Here is a 20,228-nt window from a genome sequence, read left to right on the forward strand (position 1 = left end):
AAAGATAGATAGACTCCTCTATGCTCACCTTCGAAGTCATCAACTAGTTCTACAGTGCGAATTACTTTAATGGGCGACATATTTTCGCTACTCAATTGTAGGTTTGACATACTTCTAGTTCTTCGTCACAAGCTAAATTAGTAAAGTCGTTGAAACGATCATGTCCAAAAACGAGTTTGAAAGAGTTGGTTGGGTGTGAGTTGCTTGGGTGCCGAGTGTGATTAGATGGTGAGCCCACTCAATTGTCAGAGAGTGGGCAGCGGTGGAACTACTTAATTGGCACCACCGTACTCCTTTTTAGCTTGGCAAGCTTCTCCCGAAGCTCCGCATTCTCATATTCAAGTTCATCAATACGAGCCAGTGCCTTAACTAACTTATCATTCAGGTGATGCTGTGCAGCCGCAAACAGGGCTAACTTCTCTCGCTCCGCCTCATACTTGTCTTTGAAGTTACTTTTAATGCGCTTTTGCTCTTTGAGCTTACCCCGCACCGCTTGTATTTCTGGTTGAACGTATTCGCCTTTTCCTTCTGCAATATTAACTTTGGTCTGCTTCACCTTCTCAACAAACTCAGGGTAGTAATAACCACTGCCATTGCCGAGTTTAGCTTCTTCTTCAACCGCTCTCACACTCAATTTGCGGCTTTTGGGGATGTGCTTCGGCTTACCGTTGGTTATTCGGTCTAACGCTGCCTCAAGGGCGACTAATGTATTTTCACTCTTACCCATGCTTAAACCTCCGTAATATTGAGTTCGGCTTCAAAAGGGGTAAATTCCATTTCAAAGTCACGCATAACGTTTTCTGCCGCTCTAATTTGAGTAATGTAATGGCTTCTATCCGTGACCGTAATATCGTCTCCTGTTGCCATATAGGTCGATAAACTACGATGCCTCTTTTGCCACCACTTTGCTTGTTGCTCATCAATAATGCTGCTTCCAGACGAGCAATCGACGCAAAACTGCGGTGCAACTACGCCATCCATATCGCAATCATAGCCACTCTTGCAGTAGCTATGCAGTGAACCATGAAGCGTGAGTTTACCGTTTTTTACCGCTTTATAAATGGTGTCCCAAGAGCTGTAGATTGTAGGGACATCACCTCGCATCTTCATGATGGCTTTGCCATGTGAGCCCGATAATTTTTCATCAGAATGCCATTGTTTGAAAATTTTATTGGCAGTGGATTCAGCGTTAATTTCATCAAGCGCTTGTTGGATTTGTGGATCAATCTTTAAATCACGAAGGCTAGCTAACTGTCCCCCATTCGTGTACCACTCTGTCATCGCCAGATACAAGTGTTTGAATTGCTGCTTAAGTGCAACCAGTGAACTCAATCGGTTCTTAACGCAGTAAAAGGCTAACGTGCGTCTAAATTGGTGAGTGGACATTGGCCAAGGTTGACCGACCACAACGCTCTTTTCAATTTTAACCGGTGAGCAAGGGTTCGATTTCACACACTCTTGGTAATCGTCTTCAGTAACAACATAATTGAACTGCTTACAAAACTGTCGTAGTCGCTGGTTCCAATTCGTGATCAATTTCGGTGCATGAGAGCGGAGTGTTTGATTTACCCAAAGTGTATTTGTGTATTTCTCATTGGGGAGTTGCGTTTCATCTCGCCACTTTTTAGTGAGTATGGACATTAAATCAATCGCTGTTTTTGATATGGATGCCGTTATCCACGTTTCTCGTTTTTCGCCTAACTTAAACGCATGAGATTGAAGAAGGTGATGCACTCGACCATTGAGCGAATCTTGGTAATAACTGTTCGCAGTGAGCTTATCGAGTTCGCTATCGCGCATACCACTAAATCCCCCGCACACAATGTAACTTGCCGTGATTAGTTGCCCTAAGTATCGCTGAAAATCAGTGCCATTCCTCAAGGGGATGTTCGGTAGCTTTCTTGCCAGTGGCTTAATCAGCTCATTTGGTTGTCTGGGTTGATTGTCCCTAGTGGCTATAGCAAGCTTATGGGAATCATTGCTTCCGTCTGAATTCATGAATGCGAAGACTCTGCCAGCTATCAACTTACTTTCTAAGATTTGCTTACCTTGCATGTAGTTATCTTGGAGGTCACGTTCAGTATCGGCAATGAGTGTGGCATGAGGGAGAGCTTCTTCAATAAGAGCCATTGCTTTGCCATAGATGGTGTGACAAAGACGTTCGGGAATAACCAGAGTTTGTTGCTGTCCTATGCCATTCAACCGCTTAGCTTCATTTACTGGTTCTATGCGTTCAAAACCCAAAGTTACCTTGTGCCAAGCTGTGTACTCCATGGCTTTATTGATAGCTACGAATACTTTAACGAGCGTGCCGGAGCTTAACTCATGTTCCATAAGATACTCATCGAACCTCTGACGCATATTGGTATATGAAAGCTTAGAGAGGGAATGCTCACCTTCTCGCGCAAGAAATCGGTAGGATATCATGGCCTTTTCAAGTCGAGAGTGGATGGTTGCAAACTTTGCAGCCTTCTTGTTTTGAGGAGAGAAATTAAACAACCAGCCGTAAGTGAACAACTTCAACTCTCGTTGTAATTCTGGATGGGCATCTAAGTTTGAAAAATTAAGATTGTTCTTTCCTTTTTTACGAGAAAAAGCAAAGCAATCCCAACTGTTTTGGCCGAAGGTGGCGGTGACGTTACCGTCTTTGTCTCGGCAAACCACCACGGCATCCAATTCATCGAATCGCTGCTCATGGTACAAGGTGACAATATCGGTAGGCTGGACTTTATGCTCAACGGGAAAGTCAGCAAGATATAAATGGCCAGTATTGAATTTATCGCTGCTCATTTGATGTCTCCTGTGATGGAATGAGGTTAAGTACTGACTCGGCATCATCCCAATTCGGGTGTAAGCCCTCATCGTCCAATTTTTCTTCTGCCGCTCTGAGCAGAGAGAACTTAATGTTTGGCAGAATTTTGGTATCAATGAATACAATGATGTCTTCAAAGTTCTTCTTGTAGTGATGAGCATCAAGGTGGCGATATAGGGATTCTTCAATACAGCTTTTGAAGCTTAATAGGCACCAAATGTCTGAGAGAGATTGAACTATGACCTGGTCTGGGCAACCAAAACAACCAAGTAAGTCGGCACACGCCAATCTCTCACCGTCTTTAATCAATCCATGCTTGAGCGCTTTTCTTGTGTACTTTTCTGATTTTTCACCAAAAGGCTCGGAGCAACTTCCTCCGTTTGGAGTACGACTTAAGTTAGGGAGATTGATTTTGTTTTCTGCCTCGATGACCAACACATCAATGCCTAAGCTCTTTTGAGCTTCTTTCGTGCTTTCACCGTGCTTAATCTCTTGCTCTCGCAAGGACATCGCATCTTGTATCATCCCATTATTGGCAGTTCGGTTTCCCTTACTGTAGTTTTGCTTTCTCGTATTGGAAGTGTTGTTGAGCATGATGTCGTTCACCAACTCACCTTGATAGTAAGTCGTGATTTGTGCGCCCGTTTCTCGAAATCGACTGATAACAGGGCGCAAACGACGACCCGTCTGGTCAGTAAAGGCAAAGTGTTTCTCTACCCATACCCTTAAAAAACTCTGCAATGTACCTGTCTTGAGTTGCTTACATTCTTTTGAGGCGACTGTTTGAAATAATGTAGCGTTGGAGCCTGTAGAAATAAGGCGCGATGCTTCGAGTAATGTATCAAAGAAATTCATCGCGTATTTAGGAATATCCAGCTCATGATCACCCATTTCAACTTGAATTGTTTTGAATGCTCGCCGCTTAAAAGCGGGCATGGTATACCAAGTTTCACCGATTGATGTAGAGACGTTATTAGGTTGCATTAATTGGAATAAATCACTGGTATTGGCGTAGGTGTAGTAGGCAAGAAGATAAATGCCAGCACACATCATTTTGCTGATGCCACCACATAGTTTGTATTGTTCTCCCTTCCAGTCAAATGTCATGGTAGGAGTGCTTTTATGGGCATTTATGTGCTTTTCTGGATTTTCTATAAACTGCTTGGTAGTTTGCTTGAATAGGCTGCGCAAAAAAGGCAGTAATTGATTTAAGTCGCTGCGCGTGTATGCCTCATAAGGTTCAGCGTCACTACTATCCGTGATGGTGATATTGTCAAAGAGCGTACTTGGCAGGTCTAAGTAATCACAAAATAAACGCAGCATCTTAGTGCGTTTCACTTTGAAGGTAGAGCGCTTTATTTTTCCTAGTAATACCTCTCTATAAAGAAGCCCAAAGTAAGCTTCAATGGAACCTTGTGTGAATGCCTCTTCATTGTATTCATCACACCAACGAAGATAAAGAGAGCATGCAGAATAGGTGCTGTACAGTGACTTATGGCTTTTACCTTCATCCATTAAATCATCAAAGCGAGATTTCATTTGAAGGATAAAATCTTCCCTGTTTGCATCTTCAAAGCGCCCCCCCTGTTGTAATGAGGCTGTCGAGGGGAACCCTTTAACCATGAAGCGATTAAAGTCGGCCAAACAGTTATGTTCGTCATCTAATTGAATACAAAGCTCTGGCTTCCAGCCGTGCAAATAAGCGACATTACTCATCCTCACCGCCTAACGCTTCATGCATGATGCCGTCTAAAATGCCGAATTTAACTTTGAAAGCCTCTTTGCGCTTCAGGTAGCGCAAGTATTTCCAGGTGGTAGATTCGTTTCGGTGCCCCATCCATCCCATCAGTAGTCCCAAACTTTCTGATGAAGATAGCCTTGCTTCAAGCATGTCATTGAGTCGATAAGTGCCATAAGTCGAGCGCAAATCATGAAAGCGGTGCGTGAATGTAGGGTGGGTCTGTTTTATCTCGGCTCTAAGCTCTGTCCAGCGAGCCTCTATCGACTTAGCGGTTACGGGATTGCCTTGTTCACTGACGAACAAAGGTTCGTGACGCTCAGATAGCTCCAATCGCTCAAGCGCCTCTTTCTTTAGCGTGTCAGCCGTTTCTGGTAGTGCTTCAAGTTTTTGGTCAAGCTTGTTTACCCGTTTGATTCTTCGCTCTGAAACGCGATATTCATTCAATGTCGATAATAACTCGGCAGAGATTTCCACTTGGCGAGATTTGAGGTATTTGGTCATGACACCTGTTGCTTGAGGTGATAGCGACAACTCAAAACGGTGTTTACTTTCAGCTACAGGCTTCGCTGTCTCGATAGCTCTAGTGGATAACGTGGCTATCTCTTGGATACGCATACCAGTATCAATAGAAATAAGCACCTGTAAGCGCAGCTCCTCAGAAGCTTTGGGTAGATATTGAGTGAGAATACTCAGTGACTCTTGACTCAACGGAGTTAGAGGCCGGATGTTGCTACTGTCGGCATCTTTAGGGACTTTAATGCGTAGGTCACTTGTTTCTACGGTAAAAGTGGGTGAAACGTGAGCCAACATTCCCGTACTCTGAACAGAAACAAATTCCATTTTGAATGGAGCTTCTTTCTCGTTCCTTATCTTTAGGTAACCGTCATGCATTAACCACTTATAGTAATTGACAATTTGGTTCATGCGAACGCTTGCTGTGCTATGTGCCAAGTTACCTTTTTTAATTTGCTTTAGCAGGTGAGAGCGGAATAGATAAGTCGGTTTTAGCCTTTTGACGGTAGGGAATGTATCCCATGCTAAGTTCTCATCTTCAAGGAATTGATAATAGGCATAAAGAGCTTGGGAGCAGGGGCTAAGGTCTTTAGCATCCTTAACCGCTTTTTGGTAAAAGAGGTAGCTATTGGCTTCATGGTTGAATGAACCATCACCATTGAACAGAGTTGGGAGAGATCCAATATTCCCTTTCTCAGGAGAGCATTGACAGGTGTTGTCACTGATTGATAGTTCTGTCTGTTTATAGACATTGCTTGATTGTATGAGAAACATAAATTCACCTAGAAAATCACTGACCATACATACAGCATAGTCAGTGATTGATTATTTTCCAGATTTATTTATGTGTGTAAGATGCTTTTCCTACACTAACCCGTCATGGTAACGAATTCTTCACTGCCGGTCGGGTGTATGGCAACCACTGAATCGAAATCCGCTTTAGTTGCGCCCATTTTCATGGCTACACCAAAACCTTGAATCATTTCATCAACGGCAAAGCCAATGCCGTGTAGTCCAACAACAGTCTCTTCTTCACCAGCACATACCAGCTTCATTTTACATGGCTGACGGTGCGAGGTCACAGCGGTGTACATAGCGGTAAAGCCAGAAGTATATACTTTCACATTGTCTTTGCCGTATTGCGCTTGTGCTTCTTCAGTCGTTAGACCAATTGTGCCGATAGGTGGGTGGCTGAAGACAACGGTAGGGACCAGCTTGTAATCCATTTTTGCGTTGGTTTTACCATTGAATAGACGCTCAGAAAGTTGACGACCTGCTTTAACTGCGACAGGTGTCAGCTCGATACCACCTTCCATGATATCGCCCACGCAGTAAATGCCAGGTACGTTGGTTGCTTGGAACTCATCCACTTTAATGTAGCCTTGCGCATTGGTTTCAACACCAGTTGCTGCAAGGTTGATAGCATCCGTTGCTGGATGGCGACCAATTGCCCAAATCAGCGTATCGACATTTTGGCTTTGACCATTTTCAAGGTGCAGAGTCAGGCTACCATCGGCTTCTTTTACCACTTCTTTTGGCACTGAATGAGTGTGTAGTGCTGGGCCTTCTGCCGCCATTACTTCGGTGAGTGTTTCGATGATCATCGGATCAAAGCTGCGCAGTGGGGACTCTTTACGTACATAAAGGTGCGTTTCTGTACCAAGCGCATTCAGTACGCCAGCAATTTCTACTGCTATGTAACCTGCACCAACCACAGCAACGCGTTTTGGTTGTTCTGCTAGGTCAAAGAAACCATTTGAATCAATGCCATGCTCCGCACCTGGAATGTTTGGAATCGATGGGCGGCCACCGACAGCAATCAAGATATGATCTGCAGTGTAATGTTGACCATTAACGTCAACGGTTTTCGCATCAACAAATTTAGCAAATCCACGAATGACTTCGACTTTATTGTTGCCTAACACGCGGTCATAAGATTGGTGAATGCGGCCAATATAAGCTTGGCGGCTTTCAACTAATTTGCTCCAGTTGAAGCCTTTTACATCGACATCAAAGCCGTAATCAGCGGCGTATAAATTCATCGCTTCCGCAACTTGAGCACCATGCCACATCACTTTCTTTGGTACACAACCTACGTTGACACAAGTACCGCCAAGGTCTTTGGCTTCAATTAGTGCGACTTTGGCGCCATACATTGCAGCACGGTTGGCCGATGCGATACCGCCAGAACCACCACCGATACAGATATAATCAAAATGCGTTGCCATTACTTTCTCCGTTATTCTTTTAGAATTATTGTTTGATACATTGGGTCAGTTTATTCAGGTACAACCCATTCAACTTTAAAATGACCGGTTGCTGGCGCAATTGCTTGCTTAAGGAAAGGTAAAATTTCCTGCATCTGGCTTTCTAATTTCCATGGCGGGTTGATGACTATCATGCCTGAAGCTGTCATGCCGCGCTCATTAGTATCAGGTGAAACACCTAATTCAATTTGTAAGATTTTACGAATGCCAAGGCTTTCTAAACCTTCTAGCATGTCGTCAATGGTGTCGCGGTTAACAACTGGGTACCAAATCGCGTACACACCCGTTGCCCAGCGCTTATAACTTCTTGCAATCGCTTTAACCACATCACGGTACTCTGATGCCAATTCGTAAGGTGGATCTATCAACACTAAGCCACGGCGCTCTTTCGGTGGCAAACTGCCAACGAGGCGTTGAAAGCCATCTTCTTTATAGATTGAAACCTGACGATCACGATGAAACTCTTGCTCAAGCAAAGGGTAGTCGCTTGGGTGTAATTCAGTCAGTACCATGCGATCGTTTACGCGTAAATGAGCTCGCGCTACACGCGGAGATCCTGGGTAATAACGTAGCTCATCACCCTCATTCAGTGCTTTAACAGCATCAAGATAGCTTTGAATATCTTGTGGAATGTCGTTTTGCGCCCATACTCGAGCGATACCTTGTTTGTATTCGCCGGTTTTTTCTGACCATTCGTGGGTTAAATCGTAGCGACCTACACCAGAGTGAGTATCATGGTAGACAAACGGTTTGTCTTTTTGCTGCAAAGCATTGAGGATAAGGCTTTGCACGATATGCTTTAACACATCAGCGTGGTTGCCAGCGTGAAAGCTGTGACGATAACTTAGCAAAATAGGCTCTCAAAACACTCAGCGTCGAGTGTGTTTAGTGGATCAGATTTATTGACTGATTATACGTCACTATTGAAAATTGCTGAACCTACCTATATTTACTATTTTAGACCAATGAAAAACAAAGAAGATGATAACCCCAGTTCAGGCGGTTATCGTTTTTAAGCCAAAAGGAATGTTCTATGTCTAATCCACTTCTTACCTTTACGGATCTGCCTCCGTTTTCTGCCATTAAGCCGGAGCACGTAAAGCCAGCGGTTGAGAAAGCGATCAACGATTGTCGAGCAAAAATAGATCAACTGCTTGACGGCAATACTCACCCAACATGGGATAACCTCGTTGCACCAATTGAAGAAGTGGATGATTACTTAAGTCGTATTTGGTCGCCCGTGAGCCATCTCAATTCAGTGATGAACAGCGACGAGCTGCGTGATGCTTACGAAAGTTGCTTGCCACTTTTATCTGAATACGGCACATGGGTAGGGCAACACAAAGGGTTGTTTGAAGCGTATAAAAGCATTAAAGCCAGTGAGGAGTTTGCCTCGCTTTCTCAAGCACAGAAAAAGACCATTAGCGATGCGCTGCGTGACTTTGAACTGTCAGGCATTGGTTTGCCACTTGTCGAGCAAAAGCGCTATGGCGAAATCAGCAAACGTCAGTCTGAATTGGGGTCTAAGTTTTCCAACAACGTACTTGATGCCACCATGGGTTGGACTAAACACGTCACTGACGTCAACGAATTAGCGGGCATGCCAGAATCTGCATTAGCAGCGGCGCAGGCGGCGGCTGAAGCGAAAGAGCTAGAAGGCTATCTTTTAACACTCGATATCCCGTCTTATCTACCTGTAATGACCTACTGTGATAACCAGGCGCTACGTAAAGAACTTTACGAAGCCTACGTGACACGAGCTTCAGACCGCGGTCCAAATGCTGGCAAATGGGACAACAGTGAACTGATTGCCGAGAAGCTAAAGCTGCGCCACGAAATTGCCCGTATGCTCGGTTTTAGTACCTATAGCGAAAAATCGTTAGCCACTAAAATGGCGGAAACACCAGCGCAAGTGCTGGGCTTTTTGAATGACCTTGCCAGCAAAGTAAAACCACAAGGCGAGCGTGAAGTCGAAGAGCTGCGTCAGTTTGCGCACAGTGAATTTGGCGTGAGTGAGCTTGAGCTGTGGGATATCGCTTACTACAGCGAAAAACAGAAACAGCATTTGTTCCAAATTTCAGACGAAGAACTGCGCCCTTATTTTCCTGAATCGAAAGTGGTGAGTGGTCTATTTGAAGTGCTGAACCGAGTATTTGGCATGACGGTCAAAGAGCGTGAAGGTGTTGATACCTGGCACAAATCGGTGCGTTTCTTCGATATTTTTGATGCTGAAGGTGCGTTGCGTGGCAGTTTCTATCTCGACCTGTATGCGCGTGAACACAAACGTGGCGGTGCATGGATGGATGACTGTCGTGGCCGCCGTATTACCTTAAATGGTGAGCTTCAAACGCCAGTCGCTTACCTAACGTGTAACTTTAATCGCCCAGTTGGTGATAAACCGGCACTCTTTACTCATGATGAAGTGGTGACGTTATTCCACGAGTTTGGCCACGGCATCCACCACATGTTAACGCAAGTGACGGTTGGCGCTGTATCGGGGATTAATGGTGTGCCTTGGGATGCGGTCGAGCTACCGAGTCAGTTCCTAGAAAACTGGTGTTGGGAAGAAGAGGCGCTGGCGTTTATTTCCGGTCACTACGAAACGGGTGAACCGCTACCCAAAGAGATGCTCGATAAAATGCTCGCGGCGAAAAACTTCCAGTCGGCGATGTTTATTTTACGTCAGCTTGAATTTGGATTGTTCGACTTCACGTTGCACACCGAGTACGACCCGGAAGTAGGGCCACGGATTTTGGAAACGTTAGCGCAAGTGAAAGCAAAAGTGGCGGTGTTACCAAGCCTAGAATGGAATCGTTTCTCGCACAGCTTTAGCCATATTTTTGCTGGTGGTTACAGTGCTGGTTACTATAGCTATTTGTGGGCAGAAGTGTTGTCGGCTGACGCATTCTCTCGCTTTGAAGAGGAAGGTATTTTCAATAAAGAGACGGGTAATAGCTTTCTAAAGAATATCTTGGAGATGGGCGGTAGTGAAGAGCCAATGGAGCTATTCAAACGCTTCCGTGGTCGTGAACCTCAAATCGATGCTTTATTGCGTCATGCTGGTATTGCCGCTTAATTAAGCCTAAGTCCGTTAATGGTATGGATGCAGAGTACTGCTATCCATACCATTTATCTTTTGTCTACTTTGAGATCTGCTGTCTTAACACTCTATCCAAAGAAATTGGCCCTGCGCCCCATATCACCACAAGTAATAGCATCAGTCCCCATAATTGGTGGTCATAAAAACCTTGTTCCCATAACACGGGGTACGAAATCACTGCCACAATGTTGAAAATGAACAACGCCAATGCCATCGGTCTGCTCAACAAACCTAATGCCACGAATATGGGTAATGTCAGCTCTGCGGCCGTTCCCAAATAGGCGGCCAGTTCCCAAGGTAGAATCGGTACTTGGTACTCCAATTCGAATAGATACAAGGTGCTGTCCCACGAGGCAATTTTCACCAAGCCTGAATTGAAAAAAGCCCATGCGACCCACAGCCGACAAAACAACAACAGCAAGGGAACGATAGTGTGTTGAATATTTTCAACGCTGTAGTCATAGCGCGTTAGCCAAGTTTTTAATGTCATGTTCATGAGTTTTCCTTTGTGCCAGACAGTGTGAAACCAGCGATAAGATTCAAAGCCAACAGCGTATTGAGATGAGCAAGCAAAGGTGCTTCAATCAAGTCGAGTGGCTGATTTTGTTGCACAAGTAACAGCAACTGATAAGCGCCTAGATCCAGGGTTTGGCACCAAGGTGAGCCATCCTCATTACAAGCGATAACACCGCGTTGTTGACGATGAATATCCAGCCCTGAAAATTGTTCAGTTTGAATGGCCTTTTGCAGCGCAAAAAGTGCGTAAGGGGAATCAAAGGCAATAACGTCTGCCTTGACATGCAAGATGATCTGGCCGTGTTTTTCTTCCTCTATAGCGGCCAGTTGCGTTAAAGGTTGGTAAGTATGGGAAGGGGCATTTGCGTAATATTGTTGTACGAGATCATTCGCCCATTCAAAACGCGCGACTTCGCTGGCGTAAGGCGCAGCCTCAATGACGGCAGGAAACTGATTAACGGTTTGATCAAACCCTTGACCATAGTGAGTGACACTTCCTTCCTGCAGAGGGTGAGTCAGTACATGCTGGCGAGCCAAACCGGCAAAGCACTCTTCTCCCACTAAGGCTTCCAGCATTGGATAGGTAGCCTGAAGCACCTCACTTAAACTGATGACGAAATTATTGCGATACACCTGCATCCGTTGTTCGGCAGAAAAATGGTCGCTAACAATATGGCAGTCATCTGCGCTGGCTTGGTAGCGCAATGCTTGCGCAAATTGTGTTTGTATATCGGCAAGAGAAGGGCTCATGAGGCTCTCCTTGTCGCGCGGAGTTCGGTGGTGAGCATTCTCTCGCTTGCTTTACTCGCTTCAGCTAACAGCACTTGCGGTTGTGGAATATCAAGATCCCATTCAATAAGGGTATGACAAGTACCGTGTTGTGCTATCCACGACTCAAACAGTTGCCATACTTCAGCGCTCACTGGTTGGCTATGGGTATCTATCCACAGCTCGCCCTGGTCGAGGTGTTTGATGGTAAAACCCGCCAAATGAATTTCATCGACAGCTTGCGCTGGAATGTTAGCCAGATATGTTTCGCTGCTAAAACCGTGATTGAAGGCGGAGACATGTACATTATTGAGGTCGAGCAATAAGCGGCAATCGGTGCGTTGATGCACTTCACTTAAAAAATCCCACTCGCTGATGGTTGAGTGTTGGAATTTCAAATAGCTCGACGGGTTTTCAATCAACAATGGACGACCAAGATACTCTTGAACCTCTAGCACATTGCGGCAAAACACTTGTAGGGCTTCTTCGGTGTAGGGAAGCGGTAGCAAATCATTGAAGTAATGGCCGCCATTTTGGCTCCAACTTAAATGATCAGAAATAAAAATAGGCTCGATTTCATGTACCAATGCATTTAACTGCTGCAAATGTTTGCGGCTTACTCGTTCTACCGAACCGAGAGATAAACCAATACCGTGGCAGCTAATAGGGTAGCGCTGAGCTAAGTTTTGCAATTGTTGGCGAGCATTCGAATGTGGTTGGAAATAATTTTCACTGTGGATTTCAAGCCAGCCAGTTAGATTGGGTTGCTCAGTGAAAAAATCGAGATGTGGATGGCGTAAACCAACGCCGACTTTACGGTGTTGTTCTGTGTGAGATTGTGCTGGTGGACATTGCGTAGTGTGCTGTTGTGTGTTGGTCACAATTCACTCTCCCAAACGGATGTGCTGTAAATCTGAAAGGTTGTTAACCCTAAAAAGAAGGTGCGCTGGTTGAGCCGCAGCACACCTCTTATAAAGCCGAGGTTTAACCTTCAGTCATGCCGCCAGCCAGTTTGCCGCACAAGCCTTTTGGTAGCACAACAAACGCGTCTTTTTGGTGATCTTCTTTTGCTGTGCCAGCGCAAGAGCTTGTTTTAGTTGCGCAATCATTTTTGCCTGCTTTAGCCACGCCATAGCATTTTTCTTTCTCAGCAGCGAAAGCAGGAGCCGCTGTTAACATTGTGCCACCTAGAGCAAGTAGACCAGTAACCGCAGCAGTAACAGCAAGATTAGATTTTTTCATAATAATTTCCTCGAGACTTTGTCCATGTAGTTGAGTTCGCAAGTTAATAATTTGTTAACGTTCAACTTGCTTACTAGAAAAGATGGAAAAAGCACGCAAAAACTTTCACCTCCTGAATGAGAAATCCGAAATGCATTCTCAATTTTTATTGAAGTGGCTGATTTTTAAGTGATTAAATTTTGATAAATATGGAAATAAAATCATGAAGTGGCAGTTTATCCATAACAATAAATTGCGATAGAAACGAGCATCTTTACGCCATTTGAGGTTATAATCATCGCAATTATGTATAAATAACCAGTAGCTTAGTTATGATGGATCCCTCTCTTTTACTCGATGGTTTGAACGATAAACAGCGTGAAGCTGTTGCTGCACCTTTAGAAAACCTATTAGTACTTGCCGGTGCGGGGAGTGGTAAAACACGCGTATTGGTGCACCGCATTGCGTGGTTGATGTCGGTTGAACAAGCTTCACCGTTTTCTATCATGTCGGTGACCTTTACCAATAAAGCTGCCGCAGAAATGCGCGGTCGAATTGAAGAGTTAATGATGGGCAGCGCATCTGGCATGTGGAACGGGACATTCCACGGAATTTGTCACCGCATTCTGCGTGCACATTATCTTGATGCTAAGTTGCCAGAAGATTTCCAAATTCTAGATTCAGAAGATCAACAGCGTTTGCTACGACGTTTGATTAAAGCGCAGAACCTCGACGAGAAGCAGTGGCCGGCACGACAAGTTTGCTGGTGGATTAACGGCAAGAAAGACGAGGGGTTACGTCCGCAGCATATCGACGCGTATCGCGATCCAGTTACGCAAACCTACTTGCAACTGTATACCGCGTATCAAGACGCATGTGACCGCGCAGGGTTAGTCGATTTTGCCGAAATATTACTGCGCACGCATGAACTGCTACGCGATAAAAAGCACATTCGCGAGCATTATCAGGCTCGCTTCAAACATATTTTGGTGGATGAGTTTCAAGACACCAATAACATCCAATACGCTTGGCTGCGCATGATGGCTGGTCGTGATTGCCACGTGATGATTGTTGGGGATGACGACCAATCTATCTATGGTTGGCGTGGTGCTAAAATTGAGAATATCGAGAAGTTCACGCTAGAATTCCCAAGTGTGAATACGATTCGTCTGGAACAAAACTACCGTTCGACCAAAACCATTTTGGATGCATCCAATGCGCTGATCGCTAACAACACCGAGCGTATGGGTAAAGAATTGTGGACTGACGGCATTGAAGGCGAACCTATTTCCGTTTATTCAGCATATAACGACCTTGATGAAGCGCGTTTTACGGTCAATAAAATCAAAGAGTGGCAAGATAAAGGCGGCTCACTTAACGACTGTGCAATGTTGTATCGCAATAACGCCCAATCACGTGTACTTGAAGAAGCATTAATTCAAGCGGGTTTACCATACCGAATTTATGGCGGTATGCGCTTCTTCGAACGCCAGGAAATCAAAGACGCGCTAAGCTACCTACGTTTGATGGCAAACCGCAATGATGACTCCGCTTTTGAACGTGTGGTGAATACACCGACGCGTGGTTTGGGTGATAAAACGCTAGAAACTATTCGTTTTGCAGCGCGCGATCGCGGCTGCACCATGTGGGATGCAAGTTTAGTTCTACTTGATGAGAAAGTACTGACTGGCCGCGCAGCGGGTGCGTTGAGCCGCTTTATTGAGCTAGTGAATGCGCTAGAAGATGATAGCGCAGAGATGCCATTGCATACCCAGACCGACCATGTGATCAAAACATCGGGCTTATACACCATGTATGAGCAAGAGAAAGGCGAAAAATCAAAGGCGCGCATTGAGAACTTAGAAGAACTCGTGACTGCTACACGTCAGTTTGAAAAGCCAGAAGAAGCGGATGAAATGAGCATGCTGACGGCATTTTTGACGCATGCGGCACTTGAAGCTGGTGATGGCCAAGCCGACGAGTTTGATGATGCGGTACAATTAATGACCCTGCACAGTGCCAAAGGATTGGAATTCCCATTGGTATTTATGGTTGGGGTTGAGGAGGGTATGTTCCCTAGCCAAATGTCGGCTGAGGAAGCAGGGCGTTTGGAAGAAGAGCGCCGCCTTTGCTACGTTGGTATGACACGAGCCATGCAAAAGTTGTACATCACTTATGCTGAAATTCGCCGTTTGTATGGTCAAGATAAATACCATAAACCCTCGCGTTTTATTCGTGAACTGCCAGAAGCTTGCTTAGATGAAGTTCGTATGAAAGCGCAAGTCAGTCGACCAGCCAGCGCCGGACGCTTTAGTCAAAGCGTGGTTAAAGAGACTTTTAACGAAACGGGTTTTAGTTTAGGGGCGCGCGTCAAACACCCGATTTTTGGTGAAGGTACCATTATCAACTTTGAAGGCAGTGGTCCACAAAGTCGTGTTCAAGTGGCTTTTAACGGCGAAGGTATTAAATGGTTAGTGACGGCTTACGCTAAACTAGAAAGGCTATGATCACTAAGTAACTGATGGTCGACTGGCCAATGGCACAAACGCTTACTATTAGGCCATTGGCTTCCTTGAGCATTGGTTATACATATGCTTAAGGCAATGCATTGAATGAAGCAAGAGTCTTTGTAAGACGAGATATTTGGATATAGCCCAATAAAGAAAAACCCCGAGGGCAAAAGCCCTGCGGGGTTATAGTCTTACTCGCAGCAATCCAGCTACAAAAGTGCTCCATGCATCAAATCCATGATAGTGTGCTGTATTCCGTCAGCTTATTCCTTACGTCGCCTTCCTAGCGGTGTCCTTTTTTGACCTTCCTGGTCTGCCAACAATCCACGTTAGCGTTCATCACTTGTTCCCTGAGCGGTGTCCTTTACATCATCCTGATGTTCAGTCCTTGCCTCATCCAGAGGTGTCCATTGTCTTTCCTTAGTAGCAACCATCCTAGTTACTATTGCGTCCATTCAATGTCCAATTCGCTTTCCATGCCGACCATTCATCCTGAGTAGTCGTCTCTTCATCCTGAAGATGACCAAATCCTTGGTGCTTTCCTGTTCCGTGTCAGAATCCTTCCGACGAGGTACATATTACCCATCTCTAATTTATCGGCAATGCTAGGAAAACGATTTCGTAATGTTTTTTTTTGGCTTACAGTACTATATTTGTTATAAATCAAATGGTTATCTTATTTTGTGGGTGTTTCTTCTATGGAAAAAGTGATATTTGCTTACTTGTTTGTAAGAGATCTCTCACAAGAAGGAACGTTGATCACTGCATTAGGCTGCAAAGACCGTGAATGCTTGCAGTACAATAAGCCCGCCAATAGCAGTGAAAATAACCCCACACAGGCCATCAATGTAGGAGCTAAGTGATTGTAAACGCTTTTGTAATCGCTTAGTTGACAGCATCCAAGCAAGGCTGGCAAACCACAGCAATGAAAGCCCCCATAGAACGAGCAGTGCGCTTGCCTTGCCGGATAGCGACATGCCAGCAGGGACTAAACTCGACATCAGGCTGATAAAAAACACCAAAGCTTTGGGATTAAGGATATTAGTCATGAAGCCACGAGAGAAAGCTTGGCGTTTATTGCTCAACAATAACGCAGGGTTTTCGATAATCTCGTTACTTGAAGGGCTTTTCCACTGAGAGTATGTGGCTTTTAGTGCTCCTATCCCAAGGTAAAGCAGGTAGCTACCGCCAGCCAACTGTAGAATGGCAAATAACGTTGGATGCTGGTGCACTAGGTAGCTCACCCCCGTCAAACTGAGTAGGGAGTGAAATAAAATGCCGCATGACAACCCAAGTGCAATGAATACACCTGTTTGACGGCCATAGCGCGTGGCGTTTTGTACTACTAACGCGACATCTGGCCCTGGGCTCATTAGCGCCACAAAGTGGACGCTGGCAAGGGTAATTAAAATACTGGTTTCGTTCATGTAACGTGATTTCTCTAGAGTTTTGATGAGGTTGTGGTTATTTCAGGAGTCAGCTTGCGCTTATAAGTCAAACCATCAAAGCTAAACAGCACTAACGCGCCCCAAATAAAGGCAAAAGTGATCGCTTTGTCACTAGTAAAGGCTTCTCCATAAACCAAAACGGCGAGTAAAAGCATCAAACTTGGGCCGATATATTGGAAAAACCCCAGTGTAGATAGTTTTAAACGAGTTGCAGCACCGGTAAAACACAACAGTGGTAGAGTCGTGATAACCCCTGCTGCAACCAGCAAAATGTTAAGACTTGTGGGGTTAGTAGCCATGTTTGAGGTGGCTGAATCGGCAATAAATAGCAAATAAATAGCCGCCGCAGGCAGCATCACTAAGGTTTCAATGAACAAACCAGTTTGTGCATCCAGTGCTACCTTTTTACGCAACAATCCATAAAAACCAAAGGTGGTGGCTAACGCGATGGCCACAACGGGCACTGAACCAAAAACCACCAGCTGAATGGTTACTCCAATCGCAGCCAGTGCAACGGCGACCCATTGCAGTTTACGCAGTCGCTCGCCAAGAAATAGCATCCCAAGCACCACATTGAGTAGTGGATTGATATAGTAGCCTAAGCTGGCATCTAGCATATGGTTGGCATTGACTGCCCAGATAAAAATAAGCCAGTTGCTGCCGACCAAAAGCGAGGTTGTGATTAAATAGAGCATTTTGCTTTTATTGGTCATCACATCGCGTACGCTGCGCCAACTACGGCCAAAATGCAATAATGCAGCGAGCAGGAAAAATGACCAGACGACACGGTGGCTGAGGATCTCTAACGCGGAAACCGCGCCGATCGCTTTAAAATAAATGGGAGCAATGCCCCACATGGTATAAGCACCGATGGCTAATAGAACACCCTGTCGTGAGCGTTGCTGTTCTTCTTCTGGAGTCATTTACTATCTTTCTCGGAGGGGGTGACCGCTGTGCAGCGAAACGATTCGACAGTATATACCTATCCGAGTTTTAGTTGCATCTTTGTTAATAAGCTAAAGAGGCTGGCCAGCACAGTTGGTGAGAAAGCATGACAACGCCGATCAATTGTATAGCACACACATTTTGCGGTTTTATTCACCATCGAACACCACTACAATAAGACGCTTTGTTGCTTGGGCTTGAACAAGCTCCGCTGCCGTTGCTTATCACTACCACCTTGGAAACTTCATGACCGCCACTTTAATTGCTCAACAAGCTGATCCCGCGCCTGATAGCTCAAGCAGTATTTTACAGACTGTTTTTGGTTATCAGACTTTTCGCGTTGGCCAGCAAGAGGTCATTGAGGCGGCATTAGCAGGGCAAGATAGCTTGGTAATTATGCCGACGGGTGGTGGTAAATCACTCTGCTATCAGATCCCCGCTTTAGTGAAAGATGGCATTACGTTGGTCATTTCGCCGCTGATTTCTCTGATGAAAGATCAAGTAGACCAACTTAAAGCTAATGGCGTGGCGGCTGAATGTGTCAATTCAACCATGTCACGAGAGGCGTTGATCTCGGTTTATAACCGGATGAATTCAGGGCAGCTAAAGCTGATTTATGTCTCGCCAGAACGTGTGTTGATGCGTGATTTTATCGAGCGTTTACACAGCTTACCGTTAGCCATGATTGCGGTTGATGAAGCGCACTGTATTTCACAGTGGGGGCATGATTTTCGACCTGAATATGCCGCCCTTGGCCAGTTAAAACAGCAATTTTCGCATGTGCCATTTATGGCTTTAACCGCCACCGCTGATGATGCTACTCGCAGCGACATTTTACATCGTCTACAACTGCAAGAACCTCATGTTTACTTGGGCAGTTTTGATCGCCCGAATATTCGCTATACCTTGGTTGAAAAACATAAGCCGGTTTCGCAAATCATCCGTTATCTCGATACTCAAAAAGGTCATTGCGGCATTATTTATTGTGGTAGCCGTAAAAAAGTTGAAATGTTGACTGAAAAACTGTGCAACAACCATATTCGCGCGGCCAGTTACCATGCGGGGATGGATGCGGATGAGCGCGCTTATGTACAAGAAGCTTTTCAACGTGATGATATTCAAATCGTGGTGGCAACGGTGGCGTTTGGTATGGGGATCAATAAACCCAATGTACGCTTTGTTGCCCATTTTGATATCCCACGCAACATTGAATCGTATTACCAAGAAACAGGGCGAGCAGGGCGTGATGGCTTACCGGCTGAAGCGATGATGCTTTATGACCCGGCCGATATTAGCTGGCTTCGTCGTATGTTAGATGAAAAACCAGAAGGGCCGCAAAAACAGGTCGAAAGCCATAAACTGGGGGCAATGAATGCGTTTGCTGAAGCACAAACCTGTCGCCGCCAAGTACTGTTGAATTATTTTGGTGAGTACCGTGAGAAGCCGTGTGGTAACTGCGATATTTGCTTAGATCCACCCAAACATTTCGATGCCACGCAAGAGGCTCAAAAAGCGTTATCGTGTGTTTATCGTGTCAATCAAGGGTTTGGTATTGGCTACGTAGTAGAAGTGATGCGCGGTATGCAAAATATCCGTATTCGTGAAAATGGCCACGATAAGCTCACTACTTATGGCATCGGTCGAGATCACAGCCACGACTACTGGGTCAGTATTTTTCGTCAGTTGATCCACAAAGGATTGCTGCAACAAAATATTACCCGCAATTCGACCTTGCAGCTTACCGAAGAAGCGCGGCCATTATTGCGTGGTGAAATGTCGTTAGAGCTTGCTATCCCAAGACTTGATACTGCTGCTCGTGCTGCGAAATCAGATAAATTGTCCAATAAGAATTACGACAAAGCTCTGTTTGCCAAGTTACGTAAGTTGCGTAAGTCGATCGCTGATGAAGATGGTCTGCCTCCTTACGTGGTGTTTAGTGATGCCACCTTGATCGATATGGCAGAAATATTACCAACTTCTTATGGTGAAATGTTGGCGGTTAATGGGGTGGGGCAACGCAAACTTGAAAAATATGCCGACCCATTTTTAGACTTAATTCAGGAGCATTTAACCCACCATGGCTGAGTTTGGTTTAGCGCATTATCTACAAGAGGAAGGGCGACTAATCCTGAGCGCCCCACGTTTTGATTTTGATACTTTTCCTCAATTTGGGGAGCGTTTGGTTGATTTGCTTTCGGCAAGCGTCATTGAAAAACAGTGGGACGCTGACATTCATTCATGGTTGATTGACTTTGAAGGTTGTCAGCTATTTCTGAAAGCAGAACATTACAGCGAATGTATGTGGTTAGAAGCACTGTCGATAAAAGAGAGCCAACAAGAGATGGATTTCTTGGCGCAGCTTTTTGCTCGTGGTGTGTAAGGCCACC

The 20,228-nt window shown here is 45.1% G+C and carries 16 protein-coding genes; 4 read left to right on the forward strand and 12 right to left on the reverse strand.

What is annotated here, in order from left to right; all coding sequences use genetic code 11:
• Window positions 1–268: 268 nt before the first annotated feature.
• From MCT08_RS01880 to MCT08_RS01905, 6 genes are all read right to left on the reverse strand, one after another.
• Window positions 269–727 carry a hypothetical protein gene (locus MCT08_RS01880; protein ID WP_274677761.1) on the reverse strand — a complete coding sequence of 153 codons (459 nt, stop codon included), beginning with the start codon at window positions 725–727 and terminating at the stop codon, window positions 269–271.
• Between the two features lie 2 nt (window positions 728–729).
• Entirely contained in the window at window positions 730–2,790 is a 2,061-nt protein-coding gene (locus MCT08_RS01885; protein WP_274677762.1) for a hypothetical protein, read from the reverse strand.
• Window positions 2,777–4,528, reverse strand: a complete 1,752-nt coding sequence (locus tag MCT08_RS01890) for a hypothetical protein (protein WP_274677763.1) — start codon at window positions 4,526–4,528, stop codon at window positions 2,777–2,779. The genes MCT08_RS01885 and MCT08_RS01890 overlap by 14 nt, the downstream gene beginning before the upstream one ends.
• Window positions 4,521–5,840, reverse strand: coding sequence for a tyrosine-type recombinase/integrase (locus tag MCT08_RS01895; RefSeq protein WP_096037394.1), 1,320 nt, complete (start codon window positions 5,838–5,840; stop codon window positions 4,521–4,523). Before MCT08_RS01895 ends, MCT08_RS01890 begins: the two co-directional genes overlap by 8 nt.
• A gap of 95 nt (window positions 5,841–5,935) precedes the next feature.
• On the reverse strand, window positions 5,936–7,294 hold the full coding sequence (gene gorA / locus MCT08_RS01900; RefSeq protein WP_274677764.1) for a glutathione-disulfide reductase: 1,359 nt from the start codon (window positions 7,292–7,294) through the stop codon (window positions 5,936–5,938).
• A 50-nt stretch (window positions 7,295–7,344) separates the two neighbouring features.
• Window positions 7,345–8,184, reverse strand: coding sequence for a 23S rRNA (adenine(2030)-N(6))-methyltransferase RlmJ (locus MCT08_RS01905; protein ID WP_274677765.1), 840 nt, complete (start codon window positions 8,182–8,184; stop codon window positions 7,345–7,347).
• 182 nt (window positions 8,185–8,366) lie between these two features.
• Here MCT08_RS01905 and prlC point away from each other — a divergent pair, with 182 nt between their 5' ends.
• Window positions 8,367–10,409, forward strand: coding sequence for an oligopeptidase A (gene prlC, locus MCT08_RS01910; RefSeq protein ID WP_274671356.1), 2,043 nt, complete (start codon window positions 8,367–8,369; stop codon window positions 10,407–10,409).
• A gap of 64 nt (window positions 10,410–10,473) precedes the next feature.
• Here the strand turns inward: prlC and MCT08_RS01915 are convergent, their stop codons facing one another.
• The 4 genes from MCT08_RS01915 to MCT08_RS01930 all read right to left on the reverse strand — a co-directional run bounded on the left by MCT08_RS01915 (window position 10,474) and on the right by MCT08_RS01930 (window position 12,959).
• On the reverse strand, window positions 10,474–10,923 hold the full coding sequence (locus MCT08_RS01915) for a DoxX family protein (RefSeq protein ID WP_425609350.1): 450 nt from the start codon (window positions 10,921–10,923) through the stop codon (window positions 10,474–10,476).
• Window positions 10,924–10,925: 2 nt separating this feature from the next.
• Complete coding sequence (locus tag MCT08_RS01920; protein WP_274677767.1) at window positions 10,926–11,699, reverse strand: HvfC/BufC N-terminal domain-containing protein; 774 nt, start codon at window positions 11,697–11,699, stop codon at window positions 10,926–10,928.
• Window positions 11,696–12,598 (reverse strand): MNIO family bufferin maturase, encoded by a 903-nt coding sequence (gene bufB / locus MCT08_RS01925; protein WP_274677768.1) that lies wholly within the window; start codon window positions 12,596–12,598, stop codon window positions 11,696–11,698. Before bufB ends, MCT08_RS01920 begins: the two co-directional genes overlap by 4 nt.
• Window positions 12,599–12,701: 103 nt before the next feature.
• Window positions 12,702–12,959 carry a BufA1 family periplasmic bufferin-type metallophore gene (locus MCT08_RS01930; protein WP_053309737.1) on the reverse strand — a complete coding sequence of 86 codons (258 nt, stop codon included), beginning with the start codon at window positions 12,957–12,959 and terminating at the stop codon, window positions 12,702–12,704.
• 311 nt (window positions 12,960–13,270) lie between these two features.
• Between MCT08_RS01930 and uvrD the strand changes: the two genes are divergently transcribed.
• A complete protein-coding gene (gene uvrD / locus MCT08_RS01935; protein WP_274671360.1) occupies window positions 13,271–15,445 on the forward strand; it encodes a DNA helicase II in 2,175 nt (724 codons plus the stop codon).
• A gap of 770 nt (window positions 15,446–16,215) precedes the next feature.
• Here uvrD and MCT08_RS01940 read toward each other — a convergent pair.
• Both MCT08_RS01940 and rarD read right to left on the reverse strand, forming a co-directional pair.
• Window positions 16,216–16,875: a LysE family translocator gene (locus MCT08_RS01940; protein ID WP_053309735.1), complete on the reverse strand. Its 660-nt coding sequence runs from the start codon at window positions 16,873–16,875 to the stop codon at window positions 16,216–16,218.
• A 14-nt stretch (window positions 16,876–16,889) separates the two neighbouring features.
• On the reverse strand, window positions 16,890–17,819 hold the full coding sequence (rarD, locus tag MCT08_RS01945) for an EamA family transporter RarD (RefSeq protein ID WP_261916379.1): 930 nt from the start codon (window positions 17,817–17,819) through the stop codon (window positions 16,890–16,892).
• 268 nt (window positions 17,820–18,087) lie between these two features.
• On the opposite strand from rarD, the gene recQ reads away from it, so the two are divergent.
• Window positions 18,088–19,926, forward strand: a complete 1,839-nt coding sequence (gene recQ, locus MCT08_RS01950; RefSeq protein WP_274677769.1) for an ATP-dependent DNA helicase RecQ — start codon at window positions 18,088–18,090, stop codon at window positions 19,924–19,926.
• Complete coding sequence (locus tag MCT08_RS01955; RefSeq protein WP_274673474.1) at window positions 19,919–20,221, forward strand: DUF3630 family protein; 303 nt, start codon at window positions 19,919–19,921, stop codon at window positions 20,219–20,221. Before recQ ends, MCT08_RS01955 begins: the two co-directional genes overlap by 8 nt.
• Window positions 20,222–20,228: the final 7 nt, after the last annotated feature.

This window comes from Vibrio aestuarianus, assembly GCF_028858425.1.
In the GTDB taxonomy this organism is placed as follows: domain Bacteria; phylum Pseudomonadota; class Gammaproteobacteria; order Enterobacterales; family Vibrionaceae; genus Vibrio; species Vibrio aestuarianus.

Bases quoted from the DNA above. Each gene is read 5' to 3' on its own strand.
- MCT08_RS01930 (WP_053309737.1), bottom strand. From the start codon at position 12,959: ATGAAAAAATCTAATCTTGCTGTTACTGCTGCGGTTACTGGTCTACTT.
- MCT08_RS01915 (WP_425609350.1), bottom strand. From the start codon at position 10,923: ATGACATTAAAAACTTGGCTAACGCGCTATGACTACAGCGTTGAAAAT.
- MCT08_RS01895 (WP_096037394.1), bottom strand. From the start codon at position 5,840: ATGTTTCTCATACAATCAAGCAATGTCTATAAACAGACAGAACTATCA.
- recQ (WP_274677769.1), top strand. From the start codon at position 18,088: ATGACCGCCACTTTAATTGCTCAACAAGCTGATCCCGCGCCTGATAGC.
- MCT08_RS01940 (WP_053309735.1), bottom strand. From the start codon at position 16,875: ATGAACGAAACCAGTATTTTAATTACCCTTGCCAGCGTCCACTTTGTG.
- prlC (WP_274671356.1), top strand. From the start codon at position 8,367: ATGTCTAATCCACTTCTTACCTTTACGGATCTGCCTCCGTTTTCTGCC.
- rarD (WP_261916379.1), bottom strand. From the start codon at position 17,819: ATGACTCCAGAAGAAGAACAGCAACGCTCACGACAGGGTGTTCTATTA.
- MCT08_RS01880 (WP_274677761.1), bottom strand. From the start codon at position 727: ATGGGTAAGAGTGAAAATACATTAGTCGCCCTTGAGGCAGCGTTAGAC.
- MCT08_RS01890 (WP_274677763.1), bottom strand. From the start codon at position 4,528: ATGAGTAATGTCGCTTATTTGCACGGCTGGAAGCCAGAGCTTTGTATT.
- uvrD (WP_274671360.1), top strand. From the start codon at position 13,271: ATGATGGATCCCTCTCTTTTACTCGATGGTTTGAACGATAAACAGCGT.
- MCT08_RS01885 (WP_274677762.1), bottom strand. From the start codon at position 2,790: ATGAGCAGCGATAAATTCAATACTGGCCATTTATATCTTGCTGACTTT.
- MCT08_RS01955 (WP_274673474.1), top strand. From the start codon at position 19,919: ATGGCTGAGTTTGGTTTAGCGCATTATCTACAAGAGGAAGGGCGACTA.
- MCT08_RS01920 (WP_274677767.1), bottom strand. From the start codon at position 11,699: ATGAGCCCTTCTCTTGCCGATATACAAACACAATTTGCGCAAGCATTG.
- gorA (WP_274677764.1), bottom strand. From the start codon at position 7,294: ATGGCAACGCATTTTGATTATATCTGTATCGGTGGTGGTTCTGGCGGT.